Raw genomic sequence first — 16,406 nt, 5'->3', positions numbered from 1 at the left:
AGCGCCAGGCCGCCGTTGCCCTAGCGTCCGGCGGCCAGCTTGCGCAGCACGGTGCGGTTGTCGGTCTCGACCTCGACCTGCGCATCGGCCACGCCGGCCAGCAGCGCGCGCAGTGCATCCTCGGCGGCCGACGGGCCGTAGACGCCCAGGCGGCGCCCGGCCAGCGGCCGCGTGTCGCCGTCGAACTGCAGGCTCTCGCCGGCGCGGGCGTACAACAGGTAGCGCGCGTCGATGACCGGTGGCGACACATGGAAGCGCGGCCGCGTGGTTGGCGGCGAGACGATGGCGAACAAGCCCTCCACCTCGCCTGCCTGCGCGATGCGCAGCGCGCGCCGCCACGGCAGGACCTGCACCGTGCAGCGCCAGTTCAGGCGCGCGCAGGTGGCCTGCAGCACGTCCACCATGGGGCCGGTGGCGCGGCCGTCGACCTGCTGGCTATAGGGCGGCAGTGCCTCGGTGACGAAGCGCAGCTCGCGTGGCGCGGCCTGCGCCACGCCCGCCGCCGCCAACATCACCGCCACTGCCCACCGCATGCCGCAACCTCCTGCGGCCGAGGATAGATCAGCGCTGCGTCGCCACCCAGTTCACCAGCGCATCCAGCACCGGCCGGCCCTTGGCCGCCGCCTGCGGATCGTTCAGCAGCGCGACGAAGACCCAGGGCTTGCCGTTCGCGTCCGGCACGAAGCCGGCCAGGCCCACGGCGTCGCGCAGCGTGCCAGTCTTGAGGCGCGCGGCACCGGTGGCCGGGCCGTCCTTCAGCCGGCGCGACAAGGTGCCGTCCAGTCCCGCGATGGGCAGCGTGGCCAGCAGCTCGGGCGCCTGCGCGCCGCGCTGGCCCGCGCGCAGCAGGCCGGCCAGCTGCGCGGGGCTGATGCGCTCGCTGCGCGACAGGCCCGAGCCGTTGTCCAGCACCAGGCCGCGGTCGTCCAGGCCTTGTGCCTGGAACCAGCCGCGCACGACGCGCTCGGACGCCGCCAGCGTGGGCTCGCCACCCTGCGCCGCCTGTGCGCCCAGCTGCAGATAGATCAGCCTCGTCAGCGCGTTGTCGCTGCTCTTCATGACGCCGCGCAACACCTCGGCCAGCGGCCGACCGCGGTGCGTGGCCAGCACGACGGCACCGGCCGGCGCGGCGGCTTCCACATCGCCCGCGCCCATCGTGCCGCCCAGCTCGGCCCAGAACTGCCGCACGGCGCGCGCGACCAACCATTGCCGGTCGACGATCTGCAGCGCCGCGCGCTGGCGGCAACCGGCGGGGAAAGCGCCCTGCAGCTTCAGCGCCCAGCCGTCGCCCACGGGCTGCATGGCGGCACGCTTCCAGTCCTCGTCCCAGTCCTTGCATAGCCGCGTGGACAGCGTCATCGCACTGGCATCCACCGTCAGGCCCGGCAGCGCCGGCAGCGTGCGCACCGACACGCCGGTGGGCGTGGCCTGCAGCTCGTAGTCCAGCAGGCTGCCGTTCAGGTGCAGTGCATCGGGGATGACGTTGTAGCCAAACTCGGGCGCGTCGTCGAAGGGCGGCAGGCCCACGTCGAAGCGGGTCGGGTTGAACAGCGCGCGGTCCACGACGAGGCCGCCGCGGATCTCGCGCACGCCGCTCTCGCGCAGCTGGCGCAGCAGCCACCACAGCGCGGGCCAGTCGAGGTCGGGATCGGCCACGCCGCGCAGGATCAGCGCACCGTCGATGACGCCGTTGACGGGGGCCGCAGCCGCCAGCAGCTCGGTGCGGCCGCGGTGGTTGATGCCCAGCTTGTCCAGCGCGACCGTCGCGGTGACCAGCTTCATCGTCGAGCCGGGCGACATCGCGTCGTCGGCGCGGCGGGTGACGGCCGGCCGCGAGCCATCCAGCGGCTGCAACACATAGCCCAGGCTCCGCGCCGGCAGGCCGGCCTTGTCCAGCGCGGCCTGCACCGGATCGGGCACGGAGGTGGTCGCGCAGCCGGCCAGCAGCAGCGCGGCGGCAAGGAGGGCGACCCGCATCAACAAGCTCCGAGCCGATGAGCCACCAGACGCGCCAGCGCCACGTCTTCCAGGCCTATGCCCACGCTCTTGTAGACGACGATGTCCTGCGGGCCGCGGGCGCGCGGCTGCACGACCAGCTCGCCCAGTTCCACCAGCCGGTCCGGCGCGATGACGCCCGGCGCGGCCTGCACGATGTCGCCGGCCTCCAGCTCGGCGGCGGTGCGCCATTCGACGACCACCAGCGACGCCCGGCCCAGCAGCGCGTCGTCCAGCTCGCGCGCGGCACGGGTAGAGGAACCCACCGCGGCGACGAAGGCGCCGGGCTTCACGAGCGCGCCGTCGAACAGCGGCGTGGGCGAGCGCGTGGCGGTGACGACGACGTCCGCCTCCGCAGCCGCCTCGGCCGCGTCGACCGCGCGCACGGTCAGGTTGAGCTGCTCGCCCAGTTCGCGGGCCAGGGCTTGCGCGCCCGTGCGCGCACAGACCAGCACGCGCTCGAAGCGGCGCACGCGGGCCAGCGCCTCGGCATGGGCGCGCGCCTGGATGCCGGCGCCGAAGATGGCCAGCGTGCGCGCGTTGGGCAGCGCCAGCAGATCGGCCGCCACGGCGCTGGCCGCGGCCGTGCGCAGCCGCGTGAACTCGTTGGCCTCCAGCGTCGCGATGGCCTGGCCGGTGGCGGCCGAGAACAGGCTGACGAGGAAGTTGTACTTGCCGTTGCGCGCCGAGTAGACCTTGGTGCCCAGCACGGCGGGCAGGTCGCCATCGGCGTCGAGGATGGCGCCCATCGCGCTGATGGCCAGCGCGGCGCCATCCTGCGTGGTGGTCGCGCGGTGGCGGGCCAGCACCTGGGCCTGGCCGCGGCCATGCTGGGCAAAGGCGGCACGCAGCGCGATAACGGCGCTCGCGGGGTCGAGTTGGGCCGCAACGTCGGCCTCGGTGATCAATCGCATGCAAGTCTCCACAACGGGGCTGTTCTCACTGTAGAGGGGCTGGCTTGCACCGTCGGCGTGCTTTCGCTCAACCACACATTCCCGCAGGTTATGCGCCGCGCACAAGCATTCATTGAACGGCACGCAACACCTGGGGTGCGGCCCCCTGGGCGGCCCCACGCGCGCCCGTCAACATCGCCGGCAGTCGAAAGTCATAACAAGGAGTCGTGATGAAGTTGAATCGTCTGGTGGGGCAGCTTGCAGTGATCGGCCTGGCGGCGCATGCCGGGATCGCGCTGGCGCAGACGCAGCCTGACGGCAAGCGGCTGGAGCGCGTCGAGGTGACCGGCTCCAGCATCAAGCGCATCCGCGACGAGGGCGCGCTGCCGGTGCAGGTCATCAGCCGCCGCGACATGGAGCGGGCCGGCATCGCGTCGGCCGAGCAGCTCATCATGGACCTCAACATCAACGGCAACGGGCTGGACAACCTGGCCGGCAATGCCGACGTGGTGGACGGCGCGGCGCGCGGCAACAACGGCGCGTCCAGCGCCAACCTGCGCGGCCAGGGCAGCAACGCGACGCTGATCCTGCTGAACGGCCGCCGCGTGGCGGCCCACGGCCTGAACGGCGGCACGGTGGACCTGAACCAGATCCCGTTCGCCGCCATCGACCGCGTCGAGATCCTGAAGGACGGCGCCTCGGCCATCTACGGCACCGACGCCATCGGCGGCGTCATCAACTTCATCCTGCGCCAGAACTACTCCGGCGTGACCATCAACGCGCTGGCCGACGTGCCGCAGCAAAAGGGCGGCGAGATCTACGGCGCCGCTGTCACGGCCGGCTTCGGCAACCTCGAGACACAGGGCTTCAACTTCCTGACCTCGCTGTCCGTGCGCGACAACAAGGTGCTGCGCGGCGACCAGCGCGACTTCGTCAACACCTTCCAGCCCGACCGGGGCCTCGCGCCCGACACGCGCGGCACGCCCATCGCGACACTGTTCGGCGTGGCCGGCACGCGCGAGAACGTGCTGACGGTGACCATGCCCAATGGCACGCGCAACAACACGGCCGGCCCGGTGGACTTCGCCAACCCGGCGCTGCGTGTCAACGGCATCAACGTGCTGGACCTGCCGGGCGGTGCCGGCTGCTCGTCGGTGGACGGCCAGAGCCCCTACCAGGAGCTGCTGTGGGCCACCGCCGCGTCCAAGTACGGCTGTGCCTGGGACACCGGCCGTGCCGCCGTCATCCAGCAGCCCATCCGCAGCACCAACCTCGTCAGCCGCCTGACCGGCCAGCTGGGCGACCACCGCGTGTTCGCAGAGGCGGTGCTGGGCCGCGCCGAGTCCACCAAGAGCTTCTCGCCCAACCAGATCACCAGCGGCACCGGCACGGCCAACACCTCGCTGCCCAACGGCACCTCGGTGCCCAGCCCGTTCCGCGACCTGCGCTACCCGAGCACGGGCGCAGGCTACAACGCGATCTTCGATGCGCTGGTGAAGTCCTTCCCCGAACTGGCCGGCAACCGCGGCCTGGGCATGGCCTTCCGCTGGCGCTGCATGCCCTGCGGCAACCGCGAGATCGACACGGTGGCCGACACCGCCCGCGTGCTCATCGGCGCCGACGGCCCGCTGCCCTTCCTCAGCGACTGGGATTACAAGGTCGGCTTCGCGCGCGCCGAGAGCAAGGGCAGCTCCACCGTGGGCACCGGCTACCACTACTGGCAGCCGTTCGCCAACCTCATCAACACCGGCGTGCTGAACCCCTTCTCGCTGACCCAGACGCCCGAGGCGATGAAGGCGCTGGACGCGATCTCGGCCGAGGGCGTGACGCTGTACGGCGGCAAGTTCGACATGCAGCAGGCCGACGCCACCGTGTCGGGCCCGCTGTTCAAGCTGCCGGCCGGCCAGGTCATGGCCGCCTTCGGCGTGGACGCGCGCACCGAGAAGTACAAGTTCGACGGCGACCAGCGCCCCGACGCCAACACCGTGGGCGCGCTGATCTTCAACGTGCCCTTCGACAACGCGCTGGCCACCGCCGGCACGCTCAAGCGCACCATCAAGGCCGTGTTCGCCGAAGTGGCCGTGCCGGTCATGAAGGACCTGGAGATCACCGGCGCGATCCGCCGCGACGACTACACCGGCTTCGGCGCGACGACCAATCCCAAGGTCTCGGTGCGCTACAACCCCATGGAGCAGCTGTTGTTCCGCGGCGCGTACAGCACGGGCTTCCGCGTGCCGACGTTCAAGCAGATGTTCGACCCGGTGACGCAGAGCCAGTTCGTCGGCGCCGACTTCACCGACCCCGCCACCTGCCCCAGCCGCGTGGTGTCGACGACGCCGGGCTGCGAGAGCGTGCGCGACTTCAGCGTGCTGTTCGGCGGCAAGTCTTCGCTGGGCCCCGAGGAGGCCAAGATGTACAGCGCCGGCGTCGTGTTCCAGCCGCACAAGGACCTGGTGGCCAACCTGGACTGGTGGTCGGTGGAGCGCACCGGCAGCATCCAGTCGTTCGGCCTGACCGTGCTGGCCAGCAACTACGAGTACTTCAAGGACAACTTCTTCCGCGACAGCGCCGGCAAGCTGGTGGGCGTGGACACGCGCTGGGTGAACTCCGGCGAGACCATCACCAAGGGCCTGGAGTTCGGCCTCAAGGGCGCGTTCAAGGCCTTCGGCGCCAGCTGGACGGCAGGCTACGACCTGTCCTACCTGCTGGACAAGAAGTCCCGCCTGGTGCCCAGCGCGCCGATGGGCGCCAGCGAGGTGGGCCGCTTCACGCGTTCGGGCGACCTGGGCATCCGCTACAAGCACACCGCCACGCTGAGCCGCACCGAAGGCGCCTGGACCGCCACCGTGGCCCACGTCTACCGCACCGGTTATCAGGACTTCGTGCTGCCGGGCGTGGCCAACGGCACGGTCAAGCCCGCCAACTGGACGCCGCTGGTCCCGGCCTACTCGGTGTTCAACGCCAGCCTGGCCTACAGCGGCATCAAGAACCTGACCATCACGGCCGGCATCAAGAACCTGCTGAACGAAGCCCCGCCGTTCAGCGTCACTTACGACACCAACACCGGCGCCGGCTCCAGCTGGGAGCCGCGCGTGGCCGACCCGCGCGGCCGCGCCTACACGCTGCGTATCGAGTACCGCATGTTCTAAAAGGTTGAGCGCCTTTCGGGCACGGCCGAAAGGCACCCAACCTCCAACTCGTTTGACTCCCGGCCGGTTCCGCACCGGCCTTCCCTGCCTCGCTTGCCGCGAGGCATTTTTTTATTCCGGCGTGAGCGGGCTGAGCGCAGGAGGACGGGCGGGCCTGCCGCTTCGTGTCCCGGCGCTATCCCTTCGCACGCACAGGCTACCGGAATGTCACTTCAGCGCAGGATCAGCGTGCCCGCCGCGGCGTCCATCTCGGCGATGACGCCCAGCGGCAGCGGCCGGTTGGGCTGGCCGTGGCCCGACGGCCAGCCGGCCAGCACGGGGCAGCGCAGCCGCGGGAGGTGGTCAGCCAGCACGGCATCGGAGCTCTCGGCACCGCTGAAGCTGCCCACCAGCAGGCCCGCGATGCGGTCCAGCGCGCCGGCCAGGCGCAGCTGGCTGAGCATGCGGTCCACGCGGTAGGGCTCCTCGCTGATGTCCTCGATGAACAGCAGCCCGCCGTCCAGGTCGGGCAGGTAGGGTGTGCCCAGCAGCGCACAGAACATCGCGAGGTTGCCGCCGATGAGGCGGCCTCGCGCGCTGCCACCGCGGGTCAGCGGATGGCGGTCGGCCCGGCCCACCACATCACCCGCGCGCCAGCCGGTGTCCAGGCGATGGAACAGCGCATCGGTGTCGGCCTGCGCGCCCGGCAGGCCCCAGTCACTGGCGGGCATGGGCGCATGCAGCGACGGGATGCCGGCGCGCGTGCGCAGCGCGTGCAGCACGGTCAGGTCGCTGTAGCCGATCAGCAGCTTGCGGCTGGCGGCCAGCAGGTCCAGATCGATGGCGTCCAGCAACCGGATGCAGCCCGAGCCACCGCGCAGCGCCAGCACGGCGTCGAAGTTCGGCGCGGAAAACGCGGTATGCACATCGGCCAGCCGCACCGCATCGGGCGCGGCCAGGAAATCCAGCGGTGGCGGCCCGAAGCAGCTGGGCAGCAGCGTGGCCTCGTAGCCGCGCTCGCGCAGCCAGCCGGGCACCGGCTCCAGCCGCCCCGGCTTGGGCGGGCCGGCCGGCGCGATGACGGCGATGTGCGCGCCCGGCCGCAGCGGCGGGATCAGGAATTCGCTTGCAGCCATGCGTGGACGGCAGCGCCCAGCGCCGGGATCTTCCAGGTCGTCGACGCGTCGGCATGCGGCGCGTAGCGGCTGCCGAGGCTGGTCGTGATCGCGATCACGTAGTGCAGCTCGCCGTCGTGCACGATGCCGGCATCGCTGGTGTAGTTCTGCGTGTTGCCGGTCTTGTGCGCAAAGCGCGACGGGATGCCCGCCACCCAGCCGGGCAGCGCGCGCAGCGACTCGCTGCTGAGGTTGTGGTGCAGCTTCTGCGCGTCCAGCGCACGGCGGATCACGTCGCGGCTGGCGGGGCTGACGAGCGCGCGTTGCGCCGGCGCATCGGCATCCAGCCGCCACATCAGCCGCAGCGCGTCCCAGGCGGTCATCTGGATCTGGCCCACACCCGAGCCGGCGCCGTTGCCCCAGCCGCCGTCGGGCTGCGTGTTGGCGATCATCAGCCCGGGCAGGCCAAGTGCTGCGAACAGCGTGTGCATCTCGTTGTGCACCTCGCGTCCCGCCTCGCGGCGGATGCCACCGCGTGCATGCAGGTGGGCCACCAGCGCCGAGGTCGCCTCGTTGCTGCTGACGATGATCATGTCGAACAGCCAGTCGCCCACGGGCCGGGTCTTGTCCTTGTACGCCAGCGGCAGCGCCCAGTCGCTGCGGCCACTGTCCACCAGCAGGCCCACGCCCACGGCCACCATCATCTTCAGCAGCGAGGCCGGGTAGGGCGCAACAAAGCGCGGGCCGCCGTTGCCGAACCAGGCGGGGAAGGCGATGCGCGACCAATCGGCGCCAGGCAGCCAGGCGTAGGAGTCGCCCTTGGCGTCGCGCACGTCGGCGTGGAAGGCGATGTTGTTGACGGGACCGAACCCGCCATCGAAGCGGGCAACCAGCCCCTGCGGATGCTCGCGCGAGAACAGAACGTTGGCCGCCACCGGCGCCGCACCGCCACGCGGGAACAGTGCCACGGCCAGATCGATGCTGGGCATGACGCCCAACGGCGCGCCATCCTGCAGCTTGTCGGGCGTGGTCTCGAAGCGCTGCGCCAGCACGGCAGCACGCAGCGCCTGGGCGAGATCGTCAGCGGTCATAAGCTGAGGCCATCCAGCGGCAGCGGGCTGGCACGCCCGGACACCAGCTCCGCCACGATGTTGGCCGTCGCGAACGAGAACGTGAAGCCCAGTGCGCCATGGCCCACATTGAGCCACAGGCCGGGCACGCCGCTGGCGCCCAGGATGGGTGCGCCGCTGGGCGTGGCGGGGCGCAGGCCGGCCCAGGGCGTGGCGCGGTCGTAGTCGGCCGCGCTCGGGAAGGTGGCGCGTACGGAGCGCTGCAGCGACGCCAGCCGGCCGGCGTCCAGGGTCAGGTCTTCACCGACCAGGTCCACCATCGCGGCGACGCGCAGTTCGCTGCCGATGCGGGCGTAGAGGATCTTCTTCTCGAAGTCGGTCACGCTGACCTCGGGGGCTCTATGGCCATCAGCTATGGGCGCCGTCAGGCTGTAGCCCTTCAGCGGGTACAGCGGCAGCTCCACGCCCACGGTCGCGGCCAGCGCGCGGCTGTGCAGGCCGGCGGCCAGCACGACGGCGTCGGCCGTCACGTCGCCGGCCGCCGTGCGCACGCCGATCACGTCGCCGCGCGTGGCCGTCAGCAGGCCGTCCACGCGCGCCTGCAGCCGGCCCTTGAAGCCGGCGTGCGCCTGCAGCCGCGTGAACAGTTCCTGGCAGAAGGCGTGGCAGTCCGCCACGGCCTCGCCGGGCGTGAAGATGCCGCCGGCCAGCGTGGCCTCGGTGTCGGCCAAGGCTGGCTCGAGCGTGACGCAGTCATCGTGCGACAGCGCCTGCTCGACGCCGCTGCCGTTCTTGCGGGCAGCGATGCGGGCGAACTCGGTGGGATTGCGGTAGACGACCAGCTTGCCGGGCGTGCGCAGCGCGATGCGGTCGCCCAGCTCGGCCTGCGCGACGAGCTGGCCGAAGCTGGTCTGGCTGTAGGCGCCCAGCGCCAGCAGGCGCTCGGTGGTGCGGCCGTTGACGGGCCCGCGGCAGTTGCGCAGGAAGGCCAGCAGCCAGCTCCATTGCGCCCAGCTCGCCTCGGGCTTGAAGCGCAGCGGGCCGTCAGGGTCCAGCAGCCAGCGCAGCGCCTTCAGCGGCACGCCGGCATCGGCCAGCGGCGACACGTAGCGGTAGCTGAGCTGGCCGCCATTGGCCCGGCTGGCGCCCTGGGCGACCGCGTCGTCGCGCTCCAACAGCGTCACCGCGTGGCCACGCTCCAGCAGCGCCCAGGCCGTGGTGAGGCCCACCACGCCGCCGCCGATCACCACGCAATGCTTCATCCTGCCCTGGACCATTTGTCTTGGCCGGCAGGGTAAAGAGGCTCAGGGCCTGCTGCCAATGAAAGCGGCGGCTTGGCCCATCACCGCGCGTTATGGTCAGAGCCCGGGCGTGGGCCGGCTGCGGCGCTGGAAGAAGCTGTCCAGCTGGCTGCGGTACTGGCGCTGCGTGTCGGCCGACATCTGCAGCATCAAGCCCTCGCGCAGCATGGCCGCACCTTCTGGGGTGCCCAGCGCGCGGTCGATCAGCCGCACCGCCGCCAGGCCCCAGGGCGTGCGCGGGCAGGCCACGCCGCTGGGCACGGGCTCGGCGGCGCCCTGGATGGGCAGCGTCGCCAGCCGGGCCACGTCGGGCTGCTGTCGGGCCAATGCGGCAAGGGCATTCGGGTACTCGATGGCGAAGTCGGCGTTGCCACGCAACAGCATGGGCAGGATGTTGCTGCCGAAGTCGCCGGAGGTGACACGCAGCAGCCGCTCCGAGCCCTCGACGCGCTCCAGCTGCGCGTCGATCTGCGTGCCGTAGCTGCGGCCGTCCACCAGCAGCCCGCGCCACTGCGGGTCGGCCAGCAGCGCAGCCAGGTCCACCTGGCCGGCACCGTCCACCGGCAGCTGTGCGCGCCGCGTCAGCGGCACCACCAGTTGCAGCGGCGGCATCAGCCAGGTGTTGCTGAAATGAGCCAGGCGCTCGCGCTCGGGCAGGCGCACCGCGCTGGCATGGCAGACCTGCTCGCCGGCCTCGATCAACATCCAGCTGCGCTTGGCATTGGCCACCACGCGCTGGTGCTGCACGCCGCCCAGGCGGCCGGACAGCCAGTTGATCATGCGGTCCGACGGCCGCTCGATGCGGCCGCCCTCACGCTGCACCAGCGTGTCGCCGCTGAGCCAGGTGATGCGCTCGACCGCAGGCTCGGCCAGCGCCATGGGCGCCAGCAACGCCAGCGCCCACGCCGCCAGGGCTTGCCTGAGTCTCAAGCGCCCAGCACCGCGGCCATGGCCTCGGCCGTGGCGTCGACGTTGCGCGTGTTCAGGCCGGCCACGCACATGCGGCCGGAGCGCAGGATGTAGACGCCGAACTCGGTCTTCAGCCGCTCCGCCTGGTCGGGGCTCAAACCGGTGTAGCTGAACATGCCGCGCTGGGTCAGGAAGTAGTCGAAGTTGCGGCCCGGCAGCTTGGCGACCAGCACGCCGTGCAGTTGGCGGCGCATGGCCTGGATGCGCTCGCGCATCTCGGTCACCTCGGCCTCCCACATCGCGCGCAGCTTGGGGTCGGTCAGCACCTTGGCCACCACCTGGCCGCCATGCATGGGCGGGTTGGAGTAGTTGCGGCGGATCATGAACTTCAGCTGGCCCAGCACCAGCGCCGCCTGGGCCGCATCGGGGCAGACCACGCTGAGCGCACCGCAGCGTTCGCCGTACAGGCTCATGCTCTTGGAGAAGCTGTTGGCGACCAGGAAGCTGATGCCCTCGTCGGCCAGCAGGCGCACCGCGAAGGCGTCTTCGGCGATGCCGTCGCCATAGCCCTGGTAGGCCAGGTCCAGGAAGGGCAGCAGCTCGCGCTCGCGCATGACCGGCACCAGCGCGCGCCACTGGTCGGGCGTCAGGTCCACACCGGTGGGGTTGTGGCAGCAGGCATGCATCAGCACGATGCTGCGCGCGGGCAGGCCCTTGAAGAAGGCCAGCAGGTCGTCGAAGCGCACGCCGCCGGTGGCGGCGTCGTAGTACGGATAGGTCTCGCAGACGTGGCCCGAGCCCTCGAACACGGCGCGGTGGTTGTCCCAGGTCGGGTCGGACAGGTAGATCTTGCTGTCGGGGAAGTAGCGCTTCAGCAGGTCGGCGCCCACCTTGAGGCCGCCGCTGGAGCCCACGCCCTGGATGGTGGCGATGCGGCCGGCGGCGATGGCCGGGTGGCCGGCACCGAACAGCAGCTCCTGCACGGCGCTGCGGAAGTTGGCGGCGCCTTCCATCGGCAGATAGGGCCGGGCACCGGCCGCCTCGACGACGGCCAGCTCGGCGGCGCGCACCGACGGCAGCATGGGGATGCGGCCGTCGTTGTCGAAATAGATGCCGATGGACAGATTGATCTTGCCGGCGCGGGGGTCCTTCTGGAAGGCCTCGTTGAGGCTGAGGATGGGATCGCCGGCGTAGGCGTCGACGTGCTGGAACATGGGTCGGTCTCCTTGGGAGACCGGATTATCCAAGCCAATGGACCCAACGACCGTGGGGGTGGCTCCAGGCGAGGTGCTGCTCCTGGCCGCGGTGGCACAGCGTCCACAGCGTGGCGGACGCTGCGGACTCATCCGCAGGCAGCCCGGGCAACGACGGCAGTGGCCCTCGCGCGCTCAGCGCCGGCAGTTCGCCGCACAGCCAGGGCAGGCCCAGCCGGTCCACCTCGGCGCGCAGCCGCGCGACGTCGGCCGCGCTGAAGTAGTACAGCACCCAGCTGGTCAACAGCACGGGTTGCCGCCCTGCAGGCACCGCCGCCAGCCACGGGGCGATGGCGGCGATGCAGTCGTCGGCACGGGTCAGAGTGACGGGCAAGGTCTGCAGTTGCGCTGCCGCGCGGGCCAGGCGTTCGCGGCGGCGCGCGTCATGCGGCCACAGGCAGGCCTGCAGCCAGCGCAGGCCGTCCGCGTCATCGACAGCGATGGGGGCGGGGTCCAGCCCGTCGCGCTGCGCGAGGCGCCAGGCCGGTTCGCCCGGCAGCGCGGCATCGCCCAGCCACAGCGCCTCGACTTCGGCCGCCTGTCCGTCGTGGGCGGCGCCGCGTTCGTGCCAGCTGCCGTCGTCGCGGCGGTAGCGCAGATGCAGACGGTCCACGCCCAGGTTCAGGCCGGCGCTGCAGCCCAGGTCCAGCAAGGCCAGATCCCGCGCACCGGTCGCGGCAGCCACCGTGCACAGCGCCGGCCAGATGGCGGCGCCGCGCGCGACCTCATTGGTTTGCGTGGCGCCGTGGCGCAGGTGTGCGAGCAGCGTGGGCCACTCGCGCCGCAGGCAGTCGTCCAGCGCAGCGGCCAGACCGGCATCGGGCGCCCGCGTGCCGCCAGCGCTGGCGTAGTACGCCGCCAATGCCGGCGCGACGCCGGCCAGCACGCGCTCGTGCAACGCCGCCAGCAGCAGGTTGACCTTGCGCTGCTCGGGCGGCGCCTCGGCCAACAGCGCGACGGCCCGGTCGTTCTCGGCCGCCACGGCGCACAGCGCGACATACAGCGGCTCCTGCGCGCAGCCGTCGCGGCCGAAGCGCAGCAGCAGTTCTCTCAGCTCGGTGTGATGCATGCGGCCAGCATAGGCAGACGCGGCAGCAGCTTGTGTCGGCCAACCGACAATGCCTCATGTCCTCCGACCCGGCCCTGCAACGCGTGTTCGACGCGCTTTTCCCCGGCATCGCGCTGCCGGCGGGCGTCACCCTCCCGCGCCGGCGGCTGTGCGACGGCCGCAGCCTGTTCGTGCAGGGACAGCGCACGGCGGCCTTCTATGCGGTCGCCAGCGGCGAAATCGAGGCCCGCTTCACCGGTGTGGACGGCAGCGTGTCGGCGCTCGAGAACATCGCCCCACCGCGGCTGTTCGGCCTGGCGGCGTTCGCGGCCGGACAGCCCGCGGGCTACGAGGCGGTGGCGCGCGGCGCCACCGAGGTGCTGGTCATCGCCCGCGACGCGTATGTGCGGCTGATGGACGAGGTGCCGGGTTTTGCCCGGGCGCTGCTGGCCGAGTTCGCGCACCGGCACGACGGCACGCTGCGGCTGCTGCAGGCGGCCCGCCACCAGGATGCCGCGGAGCGGTTCGCGCTGTCATTGGCCCAGATGACCCGCGAGCGCGGCCGGCGCGACGACGCGGGCTGGCTGGAGGTGCCGGCCACGCAGACCGAACTGGCGCGGCTGGCCCACCTGTCGCGCCAGACCGTCAACGAACTGCTGCAGGCCGCACAGGCCGAGGGTCGGCTGCGGCTGGGGCGCGGGCGGCTGTGGGTGCGGCCCTAGGGCCTATTCACACTACGGGAGCAGGCCCTAGTTTCAGGAAGCCTTCAGCGCCGCCTCGATGTCGCCGCGCAGCTTCTCCGGCGCATCGTTGGGCGCGTAGCGCTTGATGACCTGGCCGTCACGGCCGATCAGGAACTTCGTGAAGTTCCACTTGATGGCCTCGGTGCCCAGGAAGCCGGGCTTCTCGCTCTTCAGGAATTTCCACAGCGGGTGGGCCTCGCCGCCATTGACCTTGATCTTTTCCATCATCGGGAAGCTGACGCCGTAATTCAGCTCACAGAAGGACGCGATCTGGTCGTTGCTGCCGGGGTCCTGCCCGCCGAACTCGTTGCTGGGGAAGCCCACCACGACCAGCCCCTGGGGACCGTAGTCCTGCCACAGCTGCTCCAGGCCCTTGAACTGCGGCGTGAAGCCGCACTCGCTGGCCGTGTTGACGATGAGCAGCACCTTGCCCCGCTGGGAGGCCAGGTCGGCCGGTTCGCCGGTGATGGATGTGGCCTGGAAGTCGAAGACGCTGTCAGCCATGGTGCCTCCCTAGAAAGACGCCGCCGATGCTACCGCCCGGCGAGCGAGGGTTTGTAGCATGGCGCCCGTCATGCGGCTGGCCTTCCAATCGCGCGAAATTCGAGCCACCCCGCGGGGTGGCACCGGTCAAGCAAAACCCGATACCTCATGTTCATGGATCACCTGGCTTGCTTCACCCCGGCCGACCTGGCCGGCCGCACCCCGCCCGACCTCGGCGGCTTCCGCTGGAAGCTGCTGGCGCAGGGGGACTCCTGGTTCTCCAACGCCGCCGCCAAGCTGAACGCGCACGCCAACCTGCTGCAGGAGCTGGTGTTCAGGGAGAAGACGGCCGCCGTCAACTGCGCCGGCACGGGCAATGCGCTGTCGCACATGGTGGACCTGGAGTCCAGCCCCGACTTCGTCAAGCTGCTGACCGGCGCCGATGCACCGGTGTGGGACGGCGTGCTGCTGTCCGTCGGCGGCAACGACCTGATTGCCGCGGCGCGCACGCCGGCCATGAACTGGAACGGCGAGCCCATCCCGCTGGAACTGCGCCTGATGCGCCGGCAGACCGAATGGGGCCCGCCGTCGGCCGGCGTGGCGCGTTACTTCTCCGAGCCCGGCTGGGCCACCTACGCCGACTACCTGCGCGCCAACGTGAAGCACCTGCTGTCGCTGCGCGACCAGGGCCCGTCGGCCGGCAAGCCGGTGTTCATGCACTGCTACGCCGTGCCCATGCCGCGCCCGGCCGGCGCCGAGAGCAACGACGACCTGGGCGCCGCCAGCGGCCCCTGGCTGTACCCCGCAATGAAGGCCTACGGCGTGCCCGCGGCCGACTGGGCGGCGGTGAGCCGGCTGATGGTCTTCCATCTGGCCTTGCTGCTGAAGAGCATGGCAGCCGACAAGGAAGCCTTCCCGGGCCTGTACGTGTTCGACTCGACCACGGTGCCGCTGGCGCTGGCCGCGCCGGGCTCCACCGGCATCAGCGGCGACTGGCACAACGAGATCCACCTGAACCACAGCGGCTGCTTCAAGATCGCCCGCGCGTGGAGCGAGGCCATCGAGATGGTGCTGGAAGGCCGGCACCTGATCCAGCCGACCACGGGCCGCAAGGGCCGCAAGTCCTGACCTGACCGGCCGGCGAGCGCCCCTTGTGAGGGGCTTACCGGTCCACGGGCGTGACGTGGTCCGAGCGGGCCAGGTCCAGCAGGTGCTCGACCTCTTCCTTGTGCTCCACCAGGTTGCGCTGGTGCCAGCGCTTGATGAGCCACATCGTGCCCGCGACGACGATGCCGAAGATGGTGATGGCGCCGAAGGCCGACAGGCCGAAACGGGTCATGGCCGTGTAGAACGCGCCCAGCCCCAGGATGCAGGCCTGCTCGTTGAAATTCTGCACGGCGATGCTGCGGCCCGCGCCCATCAGGTTGTGGCCGCGGTGCTGCAGCAGCGCGTTCATCGGCACCACCAGGTAGCCACCGATGGCGCCCAGCATGATGAGGAACGGCGCCGCCACCCAGACGTTGCCGATGAAGTTCATGAAGATGACCAGCAGGCCCATCGCGATGCCCAGCGGGATCACGGAGGTGGCGCGGTCCAGCCGGCAGTACATGGATGCGACGACCGCGCCGGCCGCCGTGCCCACGGCGACAACGCCCACCAGCGACGAGGCCTGCTGCGTGCCGTAGCCCAGCGCCGCGGCGGCCCAGGCCAGCACGATGTAGCGCAGGTTGCCGCTGACGCCCCAGAACAGCGTGGTCGTGGCCAGCGAGATCTGGCCCAGCTTGTCCTGCCACAGGCGGCTGTTGCAGGCCGAGAAGTCGCGCACCAGGTCCACCGGGCTCAGCGTCAGCGGCTGCAGCGGCGCTTCGGTGCGCGGGATGCGCAGGTTGAACAGCGCCGCGATGACGTACAGCGCCACCAGGCTGGCAATGGCCGCCTCGGGGCCGGTGTCGATGCCGGTGTCGATGAACGGCAGGTCGATGCCCAGCAGCGCGCCGGCGATGCGGTCGCCGATCAGCTGGCCGCCCAGCAGCACGCCCAGGATGATGGAGGCGATGGTCAGCCCCTCGATCCAGCCGTTGGCCTTGACCAGTTGCGACGGCGGCAGCAGTTCAGTCAGGATGCCGTACTTGGCCGGCGAGTAGGCCGCGGCGCCCAGGCCCACGATGGCGTAGGCCGCCAGCGGGTGGGTACCGAACAGCATCATCAGGCAGCCCACGACCTTGATGGTGTTCGAATAGAACATCACCTTGCCTTTGGGCACCGAGTCGGCAAAAGCGCCCACGAAGGGCGCCAGCACGACATAGAAGAGGGCAAACATCGGCACCAGGGCGGCGCGTTGCCACTCCGGAGAACCGGAGGAACGCAGCAGCTCGACGGCGGCGACGAACAGCGCGTTGTCAGCCAGCGAGCTGAAGAACTGCGCCGACATGATGGTGTAAAAGCCGCGTTTCATCGGTCGTCGGGCG

The 16,406-nt window shown here is 70.9% G+C and carries 14 protein-coding genes; 3 read left to right on the top strand and 11 right to left on the bottom strand.

Features of this window, described 5'->3' with window-relative positions; all coding sequences use genetic code 11:
• Positions 1–20: 20 nt before the first annotated feature.
• From J2X21_RS22925 to J2X21_RS22915, 3 genes are read right to left on the bottom strand one after another with little or no spacing between them, the layout of a single operon-like run.
• A complete protein-coding gene (locus tag J2X21_RS22925) occupies positions 21–533 on the bottom strand; it encodes a substrate-binding periplasmic protein (RefSeq protein ID WP_310332444.1) in 513 nt (170 codons plus the stop codon).
• Positions 534–561: 28 nt separating this feature from the next.
• Positions 562–1,977, bottom strand: coding sequence for a D-alanyl-D-alanine carboxypeptidase/D-alanyl-D-alanine endopeptidase (dacB, locus tag J2X21_RS22920; RefSeq protein WP_310332443.1), 1,416 nt, complete (start codon positions 1,975–1,977; stop codon positions 562–564).
• A complete protein-coding gene (locus J2X21_RS22915; protein ID WP_310332442.1) occupies positions 1,977–2,909 on the bottom strand; it encodes an ornithine cyclodeaminase family protein in 933 nt (310 codons plus the stop codon). Before J2X21_RS22915 ends, dacB begins: the two co-directional genes overlap by 1 nt.
• Before the next feature lie 209 nt (positions 2,910–3,118).
• Between J2X21_RS22915 and J2X21_RS22910 the strand changes: the two genes are divergently transcribed.
• Positions 3,119–6,037, top strand: a complete 2,919-nt coding sequence (locus tag J2X21_RS22910) for a TonB-dependent receptor domain-containing protein (RefSeq protein WP_310332441.1) — start codon at positions 3,119–3,121, stop codon at positions 6,035–6,037.
• Between the two features lie 212 nt (positions 6,038–6,249).
• Here the strand turns inward: J2X21_RS22910 and J2X21_RS22905 are convergent, their stop codons facing one another.
• From J2X21_RS22905 to J2X21_RS22880, 6 genes are all read right to left on the bottom strand, one after another.
• Positions 6,250–7,152 (bottom strand): S66 peptidase family protein, encoded by a 903-nt coding sequence (locus J2X21_RS22905; RefSeq protein ID WP_310332440.1) that lies wholly within the window; start codon positions 7,150–7,152, stop codon positions 6,250–6,252.
• Complete coding sequence (locus J2X21_RS22900) at positions 7,131–8,222, bottom strand: serine hydrolase (protein ID WP_310332439.1); 1,092 nt, start codon at positions 8,220–8,222, stop codon at positions 7,131–7,133. Before J2X21_RS22900 ends, J2X21_RS22905 begins: the two co-directional genes overlap by 22 nt.
• On the bottom strand, positions 8,219–9,463 hold the full coding sequence (locus tag J2X21_RS22895; RefSeq protein ID WP_310332438.1) for a D-amino acid dehydrogenase: 1,245 nt from the start codon (positions 9,461–9,463) through the stop codon (positions 8,219–8,221). Before J2X21_RS22895 ends, J2X21_RS22900 begins: the two co-directional genes overlap by 4 nt.
• A gap of 96 nt (positions 9,464–9,559) precedes the next feature.
• Entirely contained in the window at positions 9,560–10,432 is an 873-nt protein-coding gene (locus J2X21_RS22890; RefSeq protein WP_310332437.1) for a hypothetical protein, read from the bottom strand.
• Positions 10,429–11,625, bottom strand: a complete 1,197-nt coding sequence (locus J2X21_RS22885; protein ID WP_310332436.1) for an amino acid aminotransferase — start codon at positions 11,623–11,625, stop codon at positions 10,429–10,431. Before J2X21_RS22885 ends, J2X21_RS22890 begins: the two co-directional genes overlap by 4 nt.
• A gap of 25 nt (positions 11,626–11,650) precedes the next feature.
• Positions 11,651–12,733, bottom strand: coding sequence for a DUF2332 family protein (locus tag J2X21_RS22880; protein ID WP_310332435.1), 1,083 nt, complete (start codon positions 12,731–12,733; stop codon positions 11,651–11,653).
• A gap of 56 nt (positions 12,734–12,789) precedes the next feature.
• Here J2X21_RS22880 and J2X21_RS22875 point away from each other — a divergent pair, with 56 nt between their 5' ends.
• Positions 12,790–13,434, top strand: a complete 645-nt coding sequence (locus tag J2X21_RS22875; protein WP_310332434.1) for a Crp/Fnr family transcriptional regulator — start codon at positions 12,790–12,792, stop codon at positions 13,432–13,434.
• Positions 13,435–13,467: 33 nt separating this feature from the next.
• On the opposite strand, the gene J2X21_RS22870 is transcribed toward J2X21_RS22875, so the two are convergent.
• A complete protein-coding gene (locus tag J2X21_RS22870) occupies positions 13,468–13,959 on the bottom strand; it encodes a glutathione peroxidase (RefSeq protein ID WP_310332433.1) in 492 nt (163 codons plus the stop codon).
• A 153-nt stretch (positions 13,960–14,112) separates the two neighbouring features.
• Between J2X21_RS22870 and J2X21_RS22865 the strand changes: the two genes are divergently transcribed.
• Positions 14,113–15,066: a hypothetical protein gene (locus J2X21_RS22865; RefSeq protein ID WP_310332432.1), complete on the top strand. Its 954-nt coding sequence runs from the start codon at positions 14,113–14,115 to the stop codon at positions 15,064–15,066.
• 34 nt (positions 15,067–15,100) lie between these two features.
• On the opposite strand, the gene lplT is transcribed toward J2X21_RS22865, so the two are convergent.
• Positions 15,101–16,393 (bottom strand): lysophospholipid transporter LplT, encoded by a 1,293-nt coding sequence (gene lplT / locus J2X21_RS22860; RefSeq protein ID WP_310332431.1) that lies wholly within the window; start codon positions 16,391–16,393, stop codon positions 15,101–15,103.
• Positions 16,394–16,406 lie beyond the last annotated feature (13 nt).

The sequence above is a fragment of the Roseateles asaccharophilus genome (genome assembly GCF_031458115.1).
GTDB classification, from domain to species: domain Bacteria; phylum Pseudomonadota; class Gammaproteobacteria; order Burkholderiales; family Burkholderiaceae_C; genus Pelomonas; species Pelomonas asaccharophilus_A.
Note: the sequence above shows the minus strand (reverse complement) of the source record. Positions and strands in the feature narration are given on the sequence as shown.